The organism is Arthrobacter sp. P1_B9 (assembly GCF_056406495.1).
The window spans coordinates 104877-124449 of sequence record NZ_JBFUAA010000004.1 but is presented as its reverse complement, the minus strand read 5'-3'; the positions used below and the strand labels follow the sequence as shown (position 1 = coordinate 124449).

13 protein-coding genes are annotated in these 19573 nt (G+C 70.7%); 10 read left to right on the top strand and 3 right to left on the bottom strand.

All coding sequences use genetic code 11. The features are described from left to right. Positions 1 to 12 precede the first annotated feature (12 nt). The 7 genes from AC1D1A_RS07755 to ppsA all read left to right on the top strand — a co-directional run bounded on the left by AC1D1A_RS07755 (position 13) and on the right by ppsA (position 9944). Positions 13 to 690: an O-methyltransferase gene (locus AC1D1A_RS07755; RefSeq protein WP_476947461.1), complete on the top strand. Its 678-nt coding sequence runs from the start codon at positions 13 to 15 to the stop codon at positions 688 to 690. Positions 691 to 908: 218 nt separating this feature from the next. Further along, positions 909 to 2015 carry an acyl-CoA dehydrogenase family protein gene (locus AC1D1A_RS07750; protein WP_476856162.1) on the top strand — a complete coding sequence of 369 codons (1107 nt, stop codon included), beginning with the start codon at positions 909 to 911 and terminating at the stop codon, positions 2013 to 2015. Then, complete coding sequence (locus tag AC1D1A_RS07745; RefSeq protein ID WP_476947460.1) at positions 2009 to 3562, top strand: PIG-L family deacetylase; 1554 nt, start codon at positions 2009 to 2011, stop codon at positions 3560 to 3562. Before AC1D1A_RS07750 ends, AC1D1A_RS07745 begins: the two co-directional genes overlap by 7 nt. Before the next feature lie 5 nt (positions 3563 to 3567). Beyond that, complete coding sequence (locus AC1D1A_RS07740) at positions 3568 to 4353, top strand: glycosyltransferase family 2 protein (RefSeq protein ID WP_230010083.1); 786 nt, start codon at positions 3568 to 3570, stop codon at positions 4351 to 4353. Between the two features lie 42 nt (positions 4354 to 4395). Further along, complete coding sequence (locus AC1D1A_RS07735) at positions 4396 to 4614, top strand: three-helix bundle dimerization domain-containing protein (protein ID WP_079552243.1); 219 nt, start codon at positions 4396 to 4398, stop codon at positions 4612 to 4614. Positions 4615 to 4756: 142 nt separating this feature from the next. After that, on the top strand, positions 4757 to 7456 hold the full coding sequence (locus tag AC1D1A_RS07730; protein ID WP_476947459.1) for a cation-translocating P-type ATPase: 2700 nt from the start codon (positions 4757 to 4759) through the stop codon (positions 7454 to 7456). 58 nt (positions 7457 to 7514) lie between these two features. Continuing rightward, entirely contained in the window at positions 7515 to 9944 is a 2430-nt protein-coding gene (ppsA, locus tag AC1D1A_RS07725; protein ID WP_476947458.1) for a phosphoenolpyruvate synthase, read from the top strand. On the opposite strand, the gene AC1D1A_RS07720 is transcribed toward ppsA, so the two are convergent. Further along, complete coding sequence (locus AC1D1A_RS07720; RefSeq protein WP_476947457.1) at positions 9945 to 11864, bottom strand: heavy metal translocating P-type ATPase; 1920 nt, start codon at positions 11862 to 11864, stop codon at positions 9945 to 9947. A gap of 214 nt (positions 11865 to 12078) precedes the next feature. On the opposite strand from AC1D1A_RS07720, the gene AC1D1A_RS07715 reads away from it, so the two are divergent. The 3 genes from AC1D1A_RS07715 to AC1D1A_RS07705 all read left to right on the top strand — a co-directional run bounded on the left by AC1D1A_RS07715 (position 12079) and on the right by AC1D1A_RS07705 (position 17450). After that, complete coding sequence (locus tag AC1D1A_RS07715) at positions 12079 to 13170, top strand: SDR family oxidoreductase (RefSeq protein WP_476856167.1); 1092 nt, start codon at positions 12079 to 12081, stop codon at positions 13168 to 13170. A gap of 63 nt (positions 13171 to 13233) precedes the next feature. Continuing rightward, positions 13234 to 14199, top strand: coding sequence for a polysaccharide deacetylase family protein (locus tag AC1D1A_RS07710; RefSeq protein ID WP_476947456.1), 966 nt, complete (start codon positions 13234 to 13236; stop codon positions 14197 to 14199). Between the two features lie 53 nt (positions 14200 to 14252). Then, complete coding sequence (locus AC1D1A_RS07705) at positions 14253 to 17450, top strand: HAD family hydrolase (RefSeq protein ID WP_476859465.1); 3198 nt, start codon at positions 14253 to 14255, stop codon at positions 17448 to 17450. Positions 17451 to 17506: 56 nt separating this feature from the next. On the opposite strand, the gene AC1D1A_RS07700 is transcribed toward AC1D1A_RS07705, so the two are convergent. Beyond that, positions 17507 to 18514, bottom strand: coding sequence for a zinc-dependent alcohol dehydrogenase family protein (locus AC1D1A_RS07700; RefSeq protein ID WP_476849842.1), 1008 nt, complete (start codon positions 18512 to 18514; stop codon positions 17507 to 17509). 55 nt (positions 18515 to 18569) lie between these two features. Then, positions 18570 to 19481 carry a universal stress protein gene (locus AC1D1A_RS07695; RefSeq protein ID WP_476947455.1) on the bottom strand — a complete coding sequence of 304 codons (912 nt, stop codon included), beginning with the start codon at positions 19479 to 19481 and terminating at the stop codon, positions 18570 to 18572. Positions 19482 to 19573: the final 92 nt, after the last annotated feature.

The window sequence follows — 19573 nt, the reverse complement described above, 5'->3', positions numbered from 1 at the left end:
AACACTGGGGGCATGATCGAGCATCAACCCGCCCCCGGCTGGGTCGCCGTCGAGAACTTCCTCTCCGACGCGGTGGTCCGCCCGGACCGTTCACTCAAGCGCGCCGTGACCAGCGCACTTGAGGCAGGCATGCCGGCCATCGAAGTGGCCCCCAACGCCGGCAAACTCCTGAAACTGCTGGTCCAGCTCTCCGGTGCGCGCCACGTCCTGGAGATCGGCACGCTGGCCGGCTTCAGCACCATCTGGATGGCCCAGGGACTGCCCGACGACGGCCGGCTGGTCACCTGTGAATACCTCCCCCTGCACGCCCGCGTCGCGCGGACCAACGTTGACGACGCCGGGCTGGGCCACAAGGTGGAGATCCGGGTCGGCGCGGCGCTGGACACCCTGCCCGAGCTGGAAAGCGAGGCCGGGCCGCCCTTCGATTTCGTGTTCATCGATGCCGACAAGGAAAACAACCCGCACTACCTGGACTGGGCCATCCGGCTTGGCCGGCCCGGCACCACCATCGTGGTGGACAACGTCGTGTGGGAGGGTGCGGTGCTGGACGCGTCGATGGACCCGGTCAACGCCCCCGGAATCATCAGCACGCTCCAGATGATGGGCGATGACCCGCGGCTGGACGGCACCGTGATCCAGACCGTGGGTTCGAAAGGCTGGGACGGCTTCGCCCTCGCGATCGTCCGCTAGGCGCAAGAGACTGTCCGCCGGGGCGAACGCGCCGGTGGCAGCCGACCCCGTGCAGCCCCCGGCCACCCCCAAGTGCTAAGTATGCTTAGATTACTTGTCGACGGCGCCAGCGATGGCGGCGCGGCCGCGGACGCGCAGGACTTCAGCCACGTGGCCGGGCCCAGCCCGAATCCGCCCAGCCCGAATCCGCCCAGCCCGAAGGAACACAGGCAGCCGAAATGAACGGGATCCCCATCTCCGACCACCCCCTACCCGTCCGGATCAGCTCCGCGGCCGCAGACCTGGAGACGATCAGCCCCCTGCTGTCCGAGGCGCAGGACGCCGTCCGCGATGTCCCGGGGCTGCTGGAGCTGGCCAAGGCGGCCGCGGCGGCGGCGCCCAAACCCGGGGACGGCCGGACCGCGTTCCTGTGGGAGATTCTGGCCTCCGTAACCGCCGTCGATGTCGCCGCCGGACGGGTGCTGGAACCCCACCTGGACGCCGTGGCGATCCTGGCCCAGGCCGGCGACGAGGCGGCACGGCACGGCCGGGACTGCCCGGACCCCGACGATGCCAACTTCGAGGGGGCCTGGGGTGTGTTCGCCGCCGAGGCGCCCGGCCTGCGGCTTGAAGCCAAGGAATCCGCAGACGGCTGGATCCTGCAGGGATCCAAGCCCTGGTGCTCGCTCGCCGCCCAACTGGACCATGCCGTGCTGACGGCCCATCTGGAGGCCGGAGGCCGGGCCGCCTTCGCCGTCGACCTCCACGCGAACGGCGTGGGCTTCGCGAATCCGGAGTGGACCAGCCTGGGACTGCGCGAGATTCCCAGCGGCACAGTCCACTTCGAGGCCGTTCCCGCCGTGCCCCTCGGCGGCGCCGGCTGGTATTACCAGCGCCCTGGTTTCGCGTGGGGCGGCATGGGCGTGGCCGCCTGCTGGCTCGGCGGCGCCGTCGCCGTGGCGCGCAGCTTCGCCGACTCCCTGCGGCACGCCGCCGACGGCGGACGGGAACCGGACCAGATTGCGCTGGCCCACCTCGGCGAGATTGACCGAACGCTTGCCGCCCTCACCGCCTACCTGGCCGGCACGGCCGCAAGGATCGACGCAGGCGAACTCTCGGACCGCGGTGCGTGGCAGGAAGCCCTGCGTGTGCGCGGCAGCGTGGCCGCCGCCGTCGAACGCGTCCAGACGCTCGTGAGCCAAAATCTCGGTCCGGCCCCCCTCGCCTTTGACGAGCGCTACGGAAAACGGATGGCCGATCTCGCCCTGTACATCCGCCAGCACCACGCGATGCGCGACGACGCGCAGCTGGGCGCCCTGGCACTGGCCGAAAGCAACCCATGGTGACTTTCACACACAACGACGCCGGGACGTCCGAGGCCGCCTGGGCCGGCAGCCCCGCCGCCAGGCTGCCGGACCTGCCGCTGGATGACGCGGCGCTCGCCGGCCGGGCCTTCATTGTCCTGGCCGCGCACCCGGACGACGAATCGCTCGGGGCTGGCGGGCTGATGGCCCGGCTGCACGCCGTCGGCGCCACGGTCCGCGTGCTGCTGTGCACGGCGGGGGAAGGATCCCACCCCGGCTCGCCAACGACGACGCCGGAACAGCTCGCCGCGGTCCGGCTGCAGGAGTTCGGCGACGCCCTGAAACGCCTTTCCGGAGCCGGGAACGGGGCCGGGAACGTGGCGTGGCAGTGCCTGGGCCTGCCCGACGGTCACCTCGCCGGGCACCGGGAAGAGATCCGGGCCGCGGTCCGGGACGCGGTCCGGGAGGCGGCGGCCGTGTTCGGTCGCCCCGCCGACGAGGTGGTTCTCGTGGCGCCCTACCGCTCCGATGGACACACCGACCACGACGTCCTCGGATCCGTTGCCGCCGGGCTCAGCGCCGCGGCGGGCCACGCCCTCCTCGAATACCCCATCTGGTACTGGTTATGGGCGGCACCAGGCGCGCCGGACGCCGGTGGCGGCCCGGCCGGGGCGGCCGGCCTGACCGGACCCGGCGACCCGGACGGCGGGGCATGGCGCGGCTGGTTCCGGCTGCCGCTGCGCCCGGCAGAGCTTGAGGCCAAGGCCGCCGCGATGGCGGCACATGTGTCCCAGGTGCGCCCGCTCTCCGCGCTGCCGGGCGACGAGGTGCTCCTGCCCCCGGCCTTCCTGACACACTTTGAGCGGACCTGGGAGACGTTTGCCTGGCACCCCGCGGTCGCCCCGGCGGATGGGCCGGGCGACGGCCCGGGCGATGGCGGGGCGGATGGAGGGTCCCGGCGGCCCTTCGCCGCGGGCGACGCGGAGCGCGTGTTCGATGCCGTCCACGCCCGGGAGGAGGACCCCTGGCAGTACACCTCGAGCTGGTACGAGCAGCGCAAACGCACCCTCACGCTCGCCGCGCTGCCCGGCAGCAGCTACACGTCCGGGTTGGAGATCGGCTGCTCCATCGGGACCCTGAGCGTGGAACTCGCGCCGCGGTGCGGAAGCTTCCTCGCCGTCGATGCCAGCGGCACCGCCCTGGACCGTGCCGCCAGGCGGCTCGCGCACCTGCCCGCGGCGGCGGCGCGACACCTGACCGTCCCGAACGAGTGGCCGGACGGATCGTTCGACCTGATCGTGGTTTCAGAGGTGGGCTACTACCTCTCGCCGGCAGAGCTCGCCGGACTGTTCGACCGGATTCAAGGCTCGCTCATGCCTGGCGGGACCCTCGCGCTGTGCCACTGGCGGCACCCCATTTCCGGCTGGGAGCTCGACGGCGACGCGGTCCACGCCGCGGCCCGGCGGCACCTGGGCTGGGCCGGCGGCGGGACCTACCAGGAGCGCGACTTTGTGCTCGAGGTGTTCCTTGCCCCGGACGCTGTACCGGGTGCCGCGCCGGGCCTGGGCGGCCCGGAACGGATGCGGTGACCCCGATGACGGCGCTGCCGTTGCCGCGCGGGCACCGCATCGACCGGGTCGCCGTCGTCATGCCCGCAAACAACGAAGAAGACCACCTGGAACTGGCGTTGGAGGCCGTTCAGCGGTCCGCGGACGCCCTGCGCAGGGTCCGGTCCGACGTCGAGACCCGGGTGACGGTGGTGCTGGACAGCTGCACGGACGGTTCCGCCGCCGTCATGGCCGGCTTCGCAGCCTCGGACCCGCGTTTCAGCGCATTGGAGGTCAGCTACCACAGCGCCGGCGCCAGCCGGGCCGCTGGCGTCCGGGCCTCCGGCATCGGCGTGACCCGGCGGCGGCCGCCCGGCCAGCGCTGGACGCCGCCGCCCTGGGCCGGCCGGACCTGGCTGGCCAACACCGACGCCGATTCCCGGGTGCCGGAGAACTGGCTGGTGCGCCAGCTGGAGTTCGCCGAGGCCGGGGCCGACGCCGTGCTGGGTTCCGTGGAACCCGACCCCGCCGGGATGGACCCTGAGCTGCTCCGGCGCTGGCACGAACGCCACCCCTTCCGCGAGGACCACCCCCATATCTATGGCGCGAATTTCGGGGTCCGGGCTTCCGCCTATCTTGCCGCCGGAGGGTTCGCCCGGGTCACGTCCGAAGAAGACCGGACCCTGGTGCACAGCCTCCGCAGCCGCGCCTTTACGGTCACCGCGACGGACAGCATCAGGGTCATGACCTCCGGCCGGACCCATGCCCGGGCGCCCCACGGCTTTGGCACCTACCTGCGGAGCTTGGGCCACCTGCTGCCGCCTGCCAGCTGAAGATTCATTGACGCCGGGACCAGGCCGCTCCACACTGAAGAAGTGACGGACGATGCGAAAGAACCCAGCATTGATCAGGTTGTCGAGCGTCTGGCTGCCAGGTTTCCGCACGTACCGCGGAGGCACATCGCCGGGATCGTCGGCGAGGAATTCGATGCCCTGAACGCAGGCCGGATCCGGACCTACATACCCACACTGGTTGAGCGCGGCGCCCGCGTGCGGCTCAAGAGCGAGTTCGGGATCAGCGCCGCCGAAGACTAACGCACGTGACGCCGCCCCCTACCCCCGAGTTCGCCGGATCCGCGCCACACCGCCGGAAAGTTCCGGCGATCCCGCAGCTGTCCGGCGATTTCGACGGCGGCGGCCGGCGGTCTGCAGTGCCCGTGAGGGGCGGAGCGCGGGGGTGAATCCGGGGCCGGGGCAGGACTCGCTGTCAGCCGTCACCGGACTCAGCGCCGACGAAGCTGCCCGGCGGTTGAAGCAATTCGGTGCCAACAAACTGCCCGAGCCCCGTCCGGTCCCCGGCTGGCGAAGGCTCTTGGCTGAGCTGACCCATTTCTTCGCGATCATGCTCTGGGTGGCGGCCGTCTTCGCGATCATTGCCGGCATGCCGGAACTGGGCATCGCCATCGTGGCGGTGATCCTGGTCAACGGGGTGTTCGCCTACATCCAGCAGGAGCGGGCCCAGCATGCCGCCGCCAAGCTCCGCGAACTGCTCCCGGCCATGGTGTCAGTCCGCCGGGACGGCCGCGTCATCAAGGTCCACTCCACCGAACTGGTGCCGGACGACGTCGTGGTGCTCGTGGCCGGCGACCGCGTTCCGGCGGACCTCCGGCTGGCCCTGGCCACCGGCTGCGAGGTGGACGAGTCCATGCTCACGGGCGAAAGCGAGGCAGTCGCCAAAACCCCCGGCGACACCGCCTTCGGCGGGACCTTCCTGGTCAACGGGCACGCCGAAGGCGTGGTCTCGGTGACGGGCGGCCAGACCCGGCTCGCGGAGATCGCATCCCTGACAGGTAAAGTCGAAGCCCCCACCAGCCCGCTGTCGCTAGAACTGCAAAGAATCGTCCGCATCACCGCCACCATGGCCCTGGGCATCGGCGCCCTGTTCTTCGTCCTCTCGCTCGTGATCGGCATTTCCTGGCGCGACGCCTTCCTGTTCGCCATCGGGGTGGCCGTCGCGCTGGTCCCCGAGGGCCTGCTGCCGACCGTCACGCTCTCCCTGGCCGTCGGCGCGCAGCGCATGTCCAGGCGCAACGCCCTCGTGCGCAACCTCCAAGCCGTGGAGACCCTCGGCTCCACGACCTTCATCTGCACCGACAAGACCGGAACCCTGACGCAGAACCGGATGAACGTCGTCGAGGTCTGGACCCCGGCCGGGCTGCTGACCATCAATGGCCAGGGCTACGGCCCCGAAGCCGAGATGACGGGCGGCGGCCTTCAAGAAGCCCGGCGGCTCAGCGTCGCTGCCCGCGCCGCCTCGGTGGGGCGCGCCGTCCTCCACGAAGACCGCTGGATAGCCGAGGGGGACCCGATGGAGGCGGCCATCGACGCGCTCGCCGTCCGCCTCGCCCTTCCGGGTGAGCAGCCGGAATGGCCGACGCCGTCGCACCGGTTCGCGTTCGACTCCCGCCGGCTGCGGGAGTCGGCAATCGTCGGCACCGCCCTCTTCGTGAAGGGGGCCCCGGAGTCCGTGATTCCGCTGTGTCTGGCCACCGGAGGCGGGGCTTCTGATCCCGGCTCGAACCGCGCAATGGACATGGTTGACGAGATGGCCGCCCGTGGCCTGCGGGTACTCGCCGTCGCCCAGCGCAGCCTGCCCGGGCCGCCCGGCGCCGCGTTCAAGCTGGAGGACGTCGAGGCCGGGCTGACGCTGCTGGGCCTGATGGGCCTGCACGATCCGCCCCGGACCGAGGTGAAAGTGGCACTCCAAGCGGCCCGCGACGCAGGAATCAAAGTGGCGATGGTGACAGGCGACCACGCCTTCACCGCCGCCGCCATCGCCCGGGAGACGGGGCTGCTCGGCCCCACGGAAACCGTGCTGCAGGGAGGGGACCTGCCCGGCGATGACGCCGTCCTGGCCGCACTGCTGGACTGCGACGGAGTGGTGGTCAGCCGGGTGACGCCGGAACAGAAGCTCCGCGTGGCCCGGCTCCTGCAGGGCCGCGGGCATGTCCTGGCCATGACCGGCGACGGCGTCAACGACGGCCCGGCGCTGCAGCAGGCCGACATCGGGGTCGCGATGGGACGCAGCGGCACCGACGTCGCCCGTGAGGCCGCCGACCTCGTGCTGCTGGACGACGACTTCGCCACAATCATGGCCGCGGTGGAGCAGGGCCGTGCCACCTACGCGAACATCCGGCGCTTCCTGACGTACCACCTGACGGACAACGTCGCCGAGCTCACGCCCTTCGTTATCTGGGCCTTGTCCGGCGGCCACTTCCCACTGGCGCTGGGCGTGCTGCAGATCCTCGCCCTGGACATCGGCACCGACCTGCTGCCCGCCCTGGCCCTGGGCAGCGAGGCGCCAAGCAAGGGGACGCTGAAGCGGCCGCCCGAGCGCCGGCACCTGATGGACCGCGCCCTCATGTTTCGGGTGTTTGGGCTGCTGGGACCGGTCGAAGCGCTGATGGAGATGACGGCGTACACGGTGGTTCTGCTCGGTGCGGGGTGGCGGCCCGGCGCCGAGCTGCCGGCTAGCGACGTGCTCCTGGCGGCGTCCGGCGCGGCCTTCACCACGGTTGTCCTGGCCCAGCTGGCGAACGCCTTCGCCTGCCGCAGTGCCACCGTCCCGCCCTGGCGGCTGGGCTGGTTTACCAACAGGCTGCTGCTGTGGGCCGTGCTGGCCGAGCTGGGGCTGCTGTGCGTGTTCCTGTTCCTCGGGCCGTTGGCGGCGCTGCTGGGCCACGCTCCGCCGACGCCGGGAGGCCTGGCGGTGGCGCTGGCCGCCGTCCCTGCCGTCCTGCTCGCCGACTGGCTGTACAAGATCGTCCGCCGCCGCCGGGCTGGTTCCGCCGGCGACGCCGGGCCCGGCGCGGGAACAGGAGGCTTTCCCCCAGGCGGCACAGTAGCCGGCGGTGGCGCGCGGGTCCAAAGCCCCTGACCCCGGGACACCGGTCCCGCGCAGTATGGGTCCACCGACAATCCGCAGGAGTACTGACATGGCTGAATCGCCCGTGATGTGGTTTGACGAGATCGGCATGGCCGACGTCCCGCGGGTCGGCGGGAAGAACGCCTCGCTCGGCGAGCTCATCCGGACCCTCCAGAGCGAGGGGATACGGGTTCCTGACGGGTTCGCCACCACAGCCGCCGCGTACCGCTCGTTCGTCGTGGCCAACGGGATCGACGCCGCCATGCGATCGCGTATTGCCGCCTACCGGGCCGGGGACGCCACGCTGCGCGCCACCGGCGAGGCCATCCGGGACCTGTTCCTGGCCAGCGAGTTCCCCGGCGACATCGCCGAAGCCATCCGCGCCCACTACCGGACGCTGGGGGACCGGGCCGGCATGGACCGGCTCGCCGTGGCGGTGCGCAGCAGCGCGACGGCGGAGGATCTCCCGGACGCGAGCTTCGCCGGGCAGCAGGAGACCTTCCTGAACATTGCGGGTGAGCGGGAACTGCTGGACGCCTGCCGCCGCTGTTACGCCTCACTCTTCACGGACCGGGCCATCAGCTACCGCGAGGTCAAGGGCTTCGACCACATGGACGTCGCCCTCTCGATCGGCGTCCAGCGGATGGTGCGCTCCGACGTCGGGGCGTCCGGGGTGATGTTCTCCATCGATACCGACTCGGGCTTTCCCCGCGCCGCCGTCATCAGCGCGGCCTGGGGCCTCGGCGAAACAGTCGTCCAGGGCACCATCAATCCGGACAAGTACCTGGTCTTCAAGCCGCTCCTGACAGAGTCCGCGGCCGCGGAGGGCATCACCCCGATCATCGAGAAATCCCTCGGCTCCAAGGCCCGGAAGATGGTCTACAGCCGCGGCGGGAGCGCCCGCACCCGGATGGTGGACACCTCGGAGGCCGAGCGCCGGGCCTTCGTGCTGGGCGACGCCGAGATCCTCGCCCTCGCCCGCTGGGCCGTCACGGTCGAAAACCACTACGGCCGGCCCATGGACATGGAATGGGCCCGGGACGGCGAGACCGGGGAACTCTTCATGGTCCAGGCCCGGCCCGAGACGGTCCAGTCACGCCGGACCGGGCCGCAGTTCACCATCCACCACCTGCTGGAACAGGGGCCCGTGCTCGCCACCGGATCGGCCATCGGCGACTCGATTGCGCACGGCACGGCCTGCGTCATCCGGACCGCAGCGGACATCGCGGCGTTCCGCGACGGCGCCATCCTCGTGACCGAAATGACCGACCCGGACTGGGTGCCCATCATGAAACGGGCAGCCGGGATCGTCACGGACCACGGCGGCCCCACGAGCCACGCGGCGATCGTCAGCCGAGAGCTGGGTGTCCCCGCCGTCGTCGGAACCGGCAACGCCACGGCCGTCCTGGCCGAGGGCCGGTCCGTGACGATCTCCTGCGCCGAAGGTGATCTGGGCCGGGTCTACGACGGCACCCTGGCGTTCGAAACCGAAGATGTGGACCTCGGCGCGCTGCCTGCGACGCGCACGGCCGTCATGGTCAACATCGCCAGCCCGGCCGCGGCCTTCCAGTGGTGGCGGCTGCCGGCGGACGGCGTCGGGCTTGCCAGGATGGAATTCATCATCAGCAGCCTGATCCGCGTCCATCCCATGGCGCTTGTCCACCCGGAACGGGTCACGGATCCCGCCGAGGCGCACCAGATCCGGGAGCTGGCGCAGGCCTATGCGGACCCGGCCGAGTACTTCGTGGACGCCTTGTCGCTGGGGATCGCCAAGATCGCCGCGCCGTATTATCCGCGCCCCGTGATTGTCCGGCTCAGCGACTTCAAGACCAACGAATACGCCCACCTGCTCGGCGGGGCCGCCTTCGAGGAACCGGAAGAGAATCCCATGCTCGGGTTCCGCGGCGCCTCGCGCTACTACGACCCCCGTTACCGTGAGGGGTTCGCGCTCGAATGCGCCGCGCTCAAACGGGTCCGCGAGAAGCTCGGGTTCACCAACGTGATTGTCATGGTGCCGTTTTGCCGCACGCCGCAGGAGGCGGACAAAGTCCTGGCCGTGATGGCCGAGCACGGTTTGGTCCGCGGCAGCAACGGGCTGCAGGTCTACATGATGTGCGAAATCCCATCCAACGTGGTCCTGGCCGAGAAGTTCGCGACGCGGTTCGACGGGTTCTCGATCGGCTCCAACGACCTCACCCAGCTGGTCCTGGGCGTGGACCGTGACTCCGGCCAGCTCGCGGCGCTCTTCGATGAGCGGGACGAGGCCGTGATGGCGATGATCAGCGAGGCCATCCGCAAGGCCCACGCCGCCGGGATCAAGATCGGCATTTGCGGGCAGGGACCGAGCAACCACCCGGAGTTCGCCGCGTTCCTGGTGCGCGAAGGGATCGACTCGATCTCCCTGAACCCGGACAGCTACCTCAAGACCGTGCCGCGGATCGCGGAAGCGGAGACTGAGTCAGCCGTCGCGGCAGCGGAGACAGAGTCAGCCAGGAAATAGTCATCCCGGTAGCGGGGCCTGCCGCGCGCTTTCCCGGGACCGCACCGGGCTGGCGGCGCCGTGGCGGCCGGGGCCGAGTGAACGCAGGGCATTGAGGATCGTGGCGAGGTCCACCAGTTCCTGGGACAGGGCGCCGGCGATGGCCGGCACGTAGCCCGCGGCCGCGGCCAGCATGAGGGCCACGCTCAGGCCGATGCCGATCCAGATGCTCTGCAAGGCCACCTGCACGGTGCGTTGCCCGATCCGGACAGCGGTCCCCACCTTGGAGAGATCATCGAGGATGATCACGACGTCGGCCGACTCGCCGGCCGCCGTCGAGCCGCGGGCGCCCATGGCGATTCCGACGTCGGCGACCGCCAGGACGGGGGCATCGTTGACGCCGTCGCCGACCATCATGACCGGACGGTCCGGCAGCGACCTGATGGCCTCGACTTTGTCCCGCGGCAGGCACTCGGCGCGGACGTCAGTGAGCCCTGCCTCGTCCGCGATGTGCCGGGCCGTGGCGAGCGCGTCACCGGTCAGCATGACCGTTCGGCGTACGCCCAGGGCCTTGAGGTCGGCGAGGGTGCGGCGGGTCTCCTTGCGGATGGGATCGCTCATCACCAGGGCGCCCACGAATTTTCCGCCGGCACCGACGTAGATGGCGAGCTCGCCGCTGGCCAGCCCCGCCTCCACCACGCCGGACGCCCACTCTGCGACGAACGCGGGCTTGCCCACCACCACGTCCTGGCCGTCGAACCTGGCGCGGACCCCGTGGGTGGCGAATTCGGTGGCTTCGGTGGCGGCCGCGAAGGGCAGGGCCCGGTTCCGGGCGGCCTCCACCACTGAGGCGGCCAGGACATGCGAGGAATACTGTTCCGCGGACGCCGCCAACTGCAGGACCTCGTCCTCTGCGAGGGGCCCGGCGGTCCGGATACGCAGCAGGGACGGGCGGCCGTACGTGAGGGTCCCTGTCTTGTCGAAGGCGGCCGTCTTGATCCGGCTCAGCTGTTCCAGCACCCCGGCGTACTTGACGATGACGCCGGAGTGCGCGGCGCGGCTCATGCCGCCGAGGAACGCCACCGGCGCGGCGATCAGCAGGGGGCACGGCGTGGCCACCACGAGGACCTCCGCGAAGCGTTCCGGGCTGCCGCTGATGATCCAGCCCACGGCGCCGAGCACGTACGCGAGGGCCGTGAACGGCACGGCATAGCGGTCCGCGAGCCGGACCATGGGCGCCTTGCTGTCCGCAGCCTCCTGCACGAGGGCGACGATCCGGCTGTACTGCGAATCCTCCATGCGCGCCGTGACCCGCATCCGGACCGCGGCCTCACCGTTCAGCGAACCGCTCATGAGCCCGTCCCCGGCGGACCGCTCCACCGGCAGGCTCTCCCCGGTGAGCGATGACTCATCGAAAGAGCCGGACTCGGAGAGCAGGACGCCGTCCAGCGGGACCACCTCGCCGGGCCTGACCAGCAGGATATCCCCGATCTCGACGTCGGCGGCCGCCACATCCTCGTGTTGGCTCTCCGTTGGGGTTCCGGCTGTGTGCGTTCCGGCGGCGGCGGAGCCGTTGCGCTCCCGGTGGGCCGTCTGCGGGACGCGTTCGAGCAATGCGGTGAGTTCGCCCTTTGCCCTGCCGGCGGCGTAGTCCTCAAGGGCAGTGCCGCCCGCAAGCATGAGTACGACGATCATCGAGGCGACGTACTCGCCCACCAGCACGGTGCTGACGATTGCGGTGACGGCCAGGATGTCGATGCCGAACTGGCCGCCTGCGAGCCGGCGCGCCATCCCGACGGCGAGGTAGGCCGCCACAGCCAGGGCATAGACGCTCGCAGCAGCCCGGGCTATGCCTTCCTGCCCGGAGAGCAGCAAGACCAGCACCGCCAGCAGGACGACGAGGGTCCCGGCCACGAGCGGATACCGGAGTACGAATTTCACGGATGTTCCGCCTTAGCTTCGTATCAGTTTTGGCGTCTCCCTGAATCCTACTGCGCGGCCGCGCCCGGCTTGCCGGGGACGGCCTCCCGGACCGTCCCCGGACCTCGGCATGAGAGGCTGGAAGAGCATCCGTCCCGATCAAGCGGGCCGGCGCGCAGGGACCCGATACATGCAATGGGCGCGGCGCAGCACAAGCGATGCCAGGAGGAATGACGTGCGAAGCAGTTCAGAGACCGTCGACACCCGGACCGCCCTGGTGGTGGGGGCAAGCGGAATTGCCGGATCCGCCCTGGTGGACAGGCTCGCCGAGGAGGGCTGGGACGTGGTGGGGCTCTCCCGCAATCCCCTTCGCCGCCGTGACGTGCGCCATGTGAGCGCGGACCTGACATCCGTGGAGAACCTGCGCGAGGCCCTGGCAGGTGTTTCGCCCACCCATGTGTTCTACACCGCCTGGTCCAGGCGGAAGACCGAACAAGAGAACATCGACACAAACGCGGGCATGCTGCGGAACGTCCTCGCCAGCCTCAACGGCAAGCCTGTGAAGCACGTCGCCCTCATGACCGGGCTGAAGCACTATCTGGGCCCGTTTGAAGCGTATGCGGCCGGGGAAATGCCGGACACCCCCTTTCGGGAGAGCGAGCCGAGGCTGCCGACGCCGAACTTCTACTACGCCCAGGAAGACGAGTTGTGGGCTGCGGCCGCGAAGCAGGGCTTTGGCTGGTCCGTGCACCGGGCGCATACGGTGATCGGACATGCGGTCGGGAACGCCATGAACATGGGGCTCACCCTCGCCGTTCAGGCATCCATCTGTAAGGAACTGGGCCAACCGTTCATCTTCCCGGGCTCCGAGACGCAGTGGAACAGCCTCACGGACATGACCGACAGCGGACTGCTGGCGGACCACATGATCTGGGCGGCCACAGCGGACAACGTTGGCGACCAGGCCTACAACATCGTCAACGGCGATGTCTTCCGCTGGCGGCGCATGTGGCCTGCGCTGGCCGACTACTTCGGGGTCGAGCCGGTAGGTTACAGCAACGAACCGCGGCCGTTGGAGCAGCAAATGCGCGGCATGGAAGGCGTGTGGTCGGCCATCGCCGCCCGCCATGGGCTGGCCGAACCCGACCTCGCGCAGGTCGCCTCCTGGTGGCACACGGACGGCGACTTGGGCCGGAACCTCGAGGTGGTCACGGACATGAGCAAGAGCCGGCTTGCCGGTTTCACCGGGTACCGCCGCACGGAAGACGCCTTCCTGCAGCTGTTCGACCGGTACCGTGCGGACGGCCTGATTCCGGCGGCCTCCTAGGCTGCGGCACGGGCGGGGCCTTTGAGCCCTAGCCTGCCGTAGTGCGTGGAGCCAAGGTGAAACATGGGGTCCATGACCGCGGGCCGCCGCCGGCTGTTGGTGATCGCGGCCGTGGTGGTTGCGCTGCTTCTGGCCGCCGGTGCCGCGGTCGTGCTGCTTCAGGGGGCGCCGACGGCGTCACCGCCCCCATCTGCGCCCGTCACCGCCCCGGTATCCGGACCCGTCAGCGCAAGTGCCTCCGGGACCGCGCCCCCTGCCTCCCCGTCCCCTGAACCGACCTCGGCATCGCCGGCCCCGGACACCAGCGGGCCAGTTCCGGCCGAGCCGGTTCCCGTCCCCCCGCCGAGCCGGGCACCGACGGCTCCCGCTCCCGTGCCCCCCGCGGCGCGGTTCCCCGCCGCGCTCGCCGGCCACGACGTCGAGACCATCCCGGGCGCCGGAACCGTAGTGGCCCTGACCTTCGACGCCGGCGCCAACGCTGCCGGACTGCCGAGCATCCTGCAGAGTCTCGCAGCCGCGGACGTGCGGGCCACGTTCTTCCTTACCGGCAGCTGGGCCGCCGCGAACCCCGGAGGCGTGGCGGCGATCGTCGCCGGCGGGCACCGGGTGGGCAACCATTCCATGACCCATCCGGCATTCACCGGGCTGCCCGACGCCGGCATCAAGGACCAGGTCCGATCGGCCGAACAGGCCATCCGGGCGGCCGGGGCTGACCCGCGGCCGCTCTTCCGGTTTCCCTTCGGCGACCGCGACGCCAGGACCATCGCCACGGTCAACAACCTCGGCTACCTTCCGGTGCGCTGGAGCGTCGACACCCTGGGCTGGAAAGGCACCAGCGGCGGAGCGACGGCGCGGCTCGTCGCGGACCGCGTCCTGGCGGGCCTGCAGCCGGGGGAAATTGTCCTGATGCACATCGGCTCCAACCCCGACGACGGCACCACGCTGGACGCCGCTGCCCTGCCCCAGCTGATCAGCCGCATCCGCCAGGCCGGCTATGGCTTCACCACCCTCGACGCACTCCTGGGCTAGGGGCGGGCCGAACGCCACTGTCGCGGCGCACTGATCGCTGATAGGACAGGGCCATGACGGAGTCGCCCACAGTTGCCGCCGCGCTGGCTCCCGTCGATGCCGTGATCTTTGACCTCGACGGCGTCGTGACCGATACCGGCGAGCTCCGCGCGGCAGCTTGGAAACAACTCTTTGACGACGTCATGACGGACCCCCGGCTTCCCGCTGACGCGCGGCGCGCGCCCTTCACGGACGATGACTTCGCACGCTGGATCGAGGGCCGGACCTGGGAGGACGGCGTGGCCGCATTCCTGGCCTCGCGCGGGGTCCCCATTCCCCGCGGCTCGCCCGCGGACGGCCCGGACGAGTGGACGGCGTTCGGACTCGCGCAGCGCCAGAACGGAATTTTCGAAGCCATGCTCGCGGGCCGGCCCGTGCCCGTTTTCCCCGGCACCGTGGCGCTGCTTGAGCGGCTCCGGGCCGGGCGGATCCCCGTGGTCCTCGCCACCTCCAGCCGGAACGCCGCCGCGATCGTGGCCGCCGCGGGCCTTGGCGAGGTCTTTGACCACATCGTGGATGGCCAGACGGCCCTGGACCACGATGTCGCCGGAATGCCGGCGCCGGCTTTGGTCCTCGAAGCCGTGCGCCGGCTGGAGATCACCCCCGCCCGGGCCATGGTGATCGCGGACGCCGCAGCCGGCGTGGAAGCCGGGCGACGTGGGGGATTCGGGCTCGTGGTCGGCCTCGACCGGGCCGGGCGGCGGGCTGCGCTGGAAGCCGCGGGCGCCGACGTCGTGGTTGAAGACGTCAGCGAACTGGACATCGGGCTGGTCATTACGCACCCGTGGCTGCTGGTGTACGAGGGTTTCGATCCCGCCCACGAAGGGCACCGGGAGGCGCTGACCACGCTCGGCAACGGCTACCTCGCCACCCGCGGCGCCGCCCCGGAACACCGCGCGGGGGACGCCCATTATCCCGGCAGCTACCTTGCGGGCGTCTACAACAGCGTCGCGAGCGTCGTCCAGGGCGTAGAAACCGTGGATGAGCACATGGTTAACATCCCGGACTGGCTGCCGCTGGATGTCCGGGTGGGCGACGGTGCGTGGTGGTCCGGCGGCGGCCTGACGCTCCGCAGCGAGCGGCGCACCCTGGACCTCAAGCGGGCCCTGCTGAGCCGGGAAGCACTCGTGGCGGACGACGCCGGACGGCAGCTTCAGGTACTCCAGCGCCGGCTCGTGTCCATGGCCGAGCCCCACTTGGCCGCACTGGAAACCACGCTGACCGCCGTCGGGTGGAGCGGGTCCATCAGCATCCGCAGCGGGTGCGACACCGGCGTCACCAACTCCAACGTGCCCGAGGACGCCCAACTGGCCAACCGGCACCTGACAGGGGTGGCGGTGTCCTCGTCGGAGTCTTCGTCGGAGGACGGTTCGGACGCTGCTGAGCTGACGGTTCAGGTGCAGACGTCCGGGAGCAGGATCGGGATCGCCCTGGCACTGCGGACCCGGATTTCCGGCGGCGGGGTGCCCGTCGGGGCCGGCGCAATTCCCGAGGTGGCAGGAGGGATGTACAGCCACCGCTTCGAGCTGCAGGTCACTGACGGTATCCCCGTCACGGTCACCAAGGCAGCGGCCGTCGCCACCTCCCGGGACCACGCCGTCGCCTCGCCGCTCTCGGGGGCGCTCGCGGTGCTGTCGCGCGCACCCCAGGAGTTCGACGCGCTGCTGGCGGACCACGACGCGGCATGGCGCCTGCTGCTGGCACCGTTCATCATCGAATCCGATGCCACGTCCCAGGCCCAGCTGATACTGAACCTTCACGTTTTCCATCTGCTGCAGACACTCACCACCCACACAGCCGAGCTCGATGCCGGGGTCCCGGCCCGGGGGCTCCACGGTGAAGGCTACCGGGGGCACATCTTCTGGGATGAACTCTTCGTCTTGCCGGTCCTGAACTCCCGGCTGCCCGCGGTGGCCCGCGAGCTGATTGACTACCGCTGGCGGCGGCTGGGAACCGCGCGGGACGCGGCCCGGAAGGCCGGGCTGCGCGGCGCGCTTTTTCCGTGGCAGAGCGGCAGCGACGGCACCGAGCAGACACCCAAGTTCCTGTTCAACAAGCTCTCCGGGCACTGGATGCCGGACTACTCACGCCTGCAGCGGCATGTCGGACTGGCGGTCGCCTACAACGCCTGGCAGTACTTCGAAGCAACCCAGGACCGGGGCTGGCTGACCCGGCACGGCGCCGAGATTGTGGTGGACGTCGCCAGGCTGTTCGTCTCCCTGGCGGAGCACGACGCCGCCCAGGACCGGTTCCACATCAAGGGCGTCATGGGCCCGGATGAATACCACACCGGCCACCCGGGCAACCCCGGCGGCGGCCTGGACGATAACGCCTACACCAACATCATGGCGGCCTGGGTATTTGACCAGGCGGTCTGGATCATGCATTCAGTACAGGGTTTCGACATGGAGGAACTCCGGGCACGGCTGGGGATCACGGGCACGGAAATCGACGCCTGGGCGCACCTGAGCCGGCGCATGTTCGTTCCCTTCCACGACGGCGGCATCATCAGCCAGTTCGACGGTTACGGCGCCCTGCGGGAACTCGACTGGAATCACTACCGCCGCGCCTACCGCAACATCGAACGGCTGGACCTGATTCTCGAAGCCGAAGGGGACAGCACCAACCACTACCGGCTGGCCAAACAGGCGGACGTCCTGATGCTCCTGTATGTCCTGGGCGAAGACCAGCTCCTGGGGTTCCTGCGCCGGATGGGCTACGACGTCGAGCCGGCGCAGATCGCGGCCACCGTGGACTTTTACCTGGCCCGGACCGCGCACGGCTCCACCCTTAGCCGGGTCACCCATGCCTCGGTGCTGGCGCAGCACGATCCGGAGCGGGCGTGGGCGACATTCCGGGAAGCCTTGGACACGGATCTGGACGATACCCAGGGCGGCACCACGCGCGCGGGCATCCATTTGGGCGCCATGGCAGGCTCGATCGACGTGGTCCAGCGCAGCTTCGCCGGGCTACGGATCACCCGGGACGCCTTGGACTTCACCCCGCGGCTGCCGGCCGAGCTGTCCCGGGTGGAGTTCCAGGTCCGCTACCGTGACCAGTTGCTGTCCGTGCACCTCGGGCCGGACCGGCTGCGGGTGTCCGCCGCCCCGGGGGACGCGGCTCCGGTGCTGGTGCGGGTGGGCGTCGAGAAGGTGCTGCTCCGGGCGGGCCAGGAGCACGAGTTCCGCCGGGACGCCGGGACGCCCGGCTGACGCGCCGAAGCGTGTCCCCGGCGTTGTCGTGGTGACTTGCTTGCGATGGTTCCGGGCTATGTCGTGTCCATGTGCAGCACGGCCGCTCCGGTGATCCGGTCCTCCGCCAGGTCCCGCAGGGCCCGGTCCGCGGCCTCGAACGGGTAGGCCACAGTGGTCGGGCGGAGCGGGATCTCGGCGGCGATCCGGAAGAACTCCTCGCCGTCGGCCCTGGTGTTGGCTGTGACACTGCGCAGCTGGCGCTCTTCGAAGAGCTCGTCGGCGTAGTGCAGCGGCGGAATATCGCTCAGGTGGATGCCCGCGACGGCGAGCGTCCCGCCGCGGTCCAGGGCCCGGAGCGCAACCGGCACCAGGCCGCCCGCGGGGGCGAAGAGGATCGCGGCATCCAGGGGATCGGGCGGTTGTTCCTCGGCCCCGCCCGCGAACGTCGCGCCGAGGTCCAGGGCCAGCGCGCGAGCCTGCGCGGACCGGGTCATGACGTACACGCGGGCACCCCGGTAGAGGGCGATTTGGGCCGCCAGATGCGCGGAGCCGCCGAACCCATAGATGCCCAGCCGTCCGCCGATCGGCAGTTCGGCCCGGGTCAGGGCCCGGTAGCCGATGATGCCTGCACACAGGAGCGGCGCAGCCTCCTCATCGCTGAAAGTCTCCGGGATCCGGTAGGCGAAGTTCTCCGCCACGGTGATGAGCTCGGCGTACCCGCCGTCGCGGTCCCAGCCGGTAAACGTGGGGGACAGACAAAGGTTTTCCTGGCCGCGCAGGCAGAACCGGCAGGCGCCACAGGTGCCGCCCAGCCAGGCCACGCCCACCCGTTCGCCGATGCCGAACCTGGCGGCCCCCGGTCCCTGCCCGATCACCTCACCCACTACCTCGTGGCCCGGGATGACCCCGGCGTGCCGCGGCGTGAGGTCGCCCTCGGCCAGGTGCAAGTCCGTGCGGCACACACCGCAGACCCGCACTTTCAGCAGGACTTCACCGCGTCCCGGCACAGGATCCGGGCGGTCGGTGGCCACGAGGGGGCCGCTGGACATGGGCCCCGGAAGTCCAACTTGCCATGCTCGCACCGCGGCCTCCTTCTTTGCAGCGTCTGCAGGTCCGAATCGGTTGCGCTCGCGGCGGCTAGCGGGTGACCAGCACGTTGCAGCGCGCCTTGTGCAGCACGGCGGAGACCGTGTTGCCGGCTCCGGCCGCAGGGTTGTGGGTCCCGAGCACCAGGACGTCGGCGTCGTCCGCGGCGTCGAGGAGCTCCCGGGCCCCATGGCCCTCACGCAGGGCGCCGGCAACCTCCAGCCCGGGCGCCATCCCGCGGGCCTCGTCGATGGCGCGGTCGAGCAGCTCCTGGCCGTGGAGCAGGGCATGGCGGCCGTGCTCTTCCCGTGCCCCGCCGCGCAATGGATCGACGTGGACGAGGTGCAGCGGGGCGCCGAGGACTTTGGCCAACCGGATGGCCTCGGCCACCGTGGCGGGGCTGCGGGGCGAGGCATCGACTCCCACCACGACGGGGTGGGCCCGTCGGCGCGGGCGCCGGATTATCATTACCGGGCAGGGTGCCGAGCCGGCCAGATCGATGCAGACCGAGCCGGCCACCTGGCCCAGGACGGCGCCGAGGCCCCGGCTGCCCACTACCAGCAGCCGTGCGTCCCGGGAGGCGTCGCGCAGCACGGGTGCCGGGAGCCCGGCCTCCATGACGCCGTCGACGGCGGGGCCCGGACGTTCCGGCTGTTGCCCGGTAACGGCGCGCTCGGCCCCCAGCGGTGCGCCGCCGGCCGCTTCGCGGGCGGCGCCGCGTGCCAGCTCGATGCCCTCGGCGAGGACGGCTTCCGCGGAATGCCGCAGCCCGCTGCCGGCCACGCCCTTGACAGGGCCCAGGTTCTTGGTGAAAACCGGCCACACCCAGGCATGGATCACCAGGAGGTCCAGCCCGGCCGCGGCCGCGTATTCGGCCGCCCAGCGAACGGCGAGTTGGGCGGCCCCGGACCCGCCGTAACCGACCGCCACGGTGCCGCCCTGCTGCCCTGTGGGTGCCGACATTATTCCTCCCGGCTCGTCGGACGCACCCCTTCGCCCGGCACTATGTGCAGCCCCAGTAGAACCCTGCGGCCCGGGAATGTGTAGGGGCTTTG

Excerpts from the sequence above, each read along its gene's own strand:
- AC1D1A_RS07755 (WP_476947461.1), top strand. The coding sequence starts at position 13 with ATGATCGAGCATCAACCCGCCCCCGGCTGGGTCGCCGTCGAGAACTTC.
- AC1D1A_RS07750 (WP_476856162.1), top strand. The coding sequence starts at position 909 with ATGAACGGGATCCCCATCTCCGACCACCCCCTACCCGTCCGGATCAGC.
- AC1D1A_RS07745 (WP_476947460.1), top strand. The coding sequence starts at position 2,009 with ATGGTGACTTTCACACACAACGACGCCGGGACGTCCGAGGCCGCCTGG.
- AC1D1A_RS07740 (WP_230010083.1), top strand. The coding sequence starts at position 3,568 with ATGACGGCGCTGCCGTTGCCGCGCGGGCACCGCATCGACCGGGTCGCC.
- ppsA (WP_476947458.1), top strand. The coding sequence starts at position 7,515 with ATGGCTGAATCGCCCGTGATGTGGTTTGACGAGATCGGCATGGCCGAC.
- AC1D1A_RS07710 (WP_476947456.1), top strand. The coding sequence starts at position 13,234 with ATGGGGTCCATGACCGCGGGCCGCCGCCGGCTGTTGGTGATCGCGGCC.
- AC1D1A_RS07705 (WP_476859465.1), top strand. The coding sequence starts at position 14,253 with ATGACGGAGTCGCCCACAGTTGCCGCCGCGCTGGCTCCCGTCGATGCC.
- AC1D1A_RS07695 (WP_476947455.1), bottom strand. The coding sequence starts at position 19,481 with ATGTCGGCACCCACAGGGCAGCAGGGCGGCACCGTGGCGGTCGGTTAC.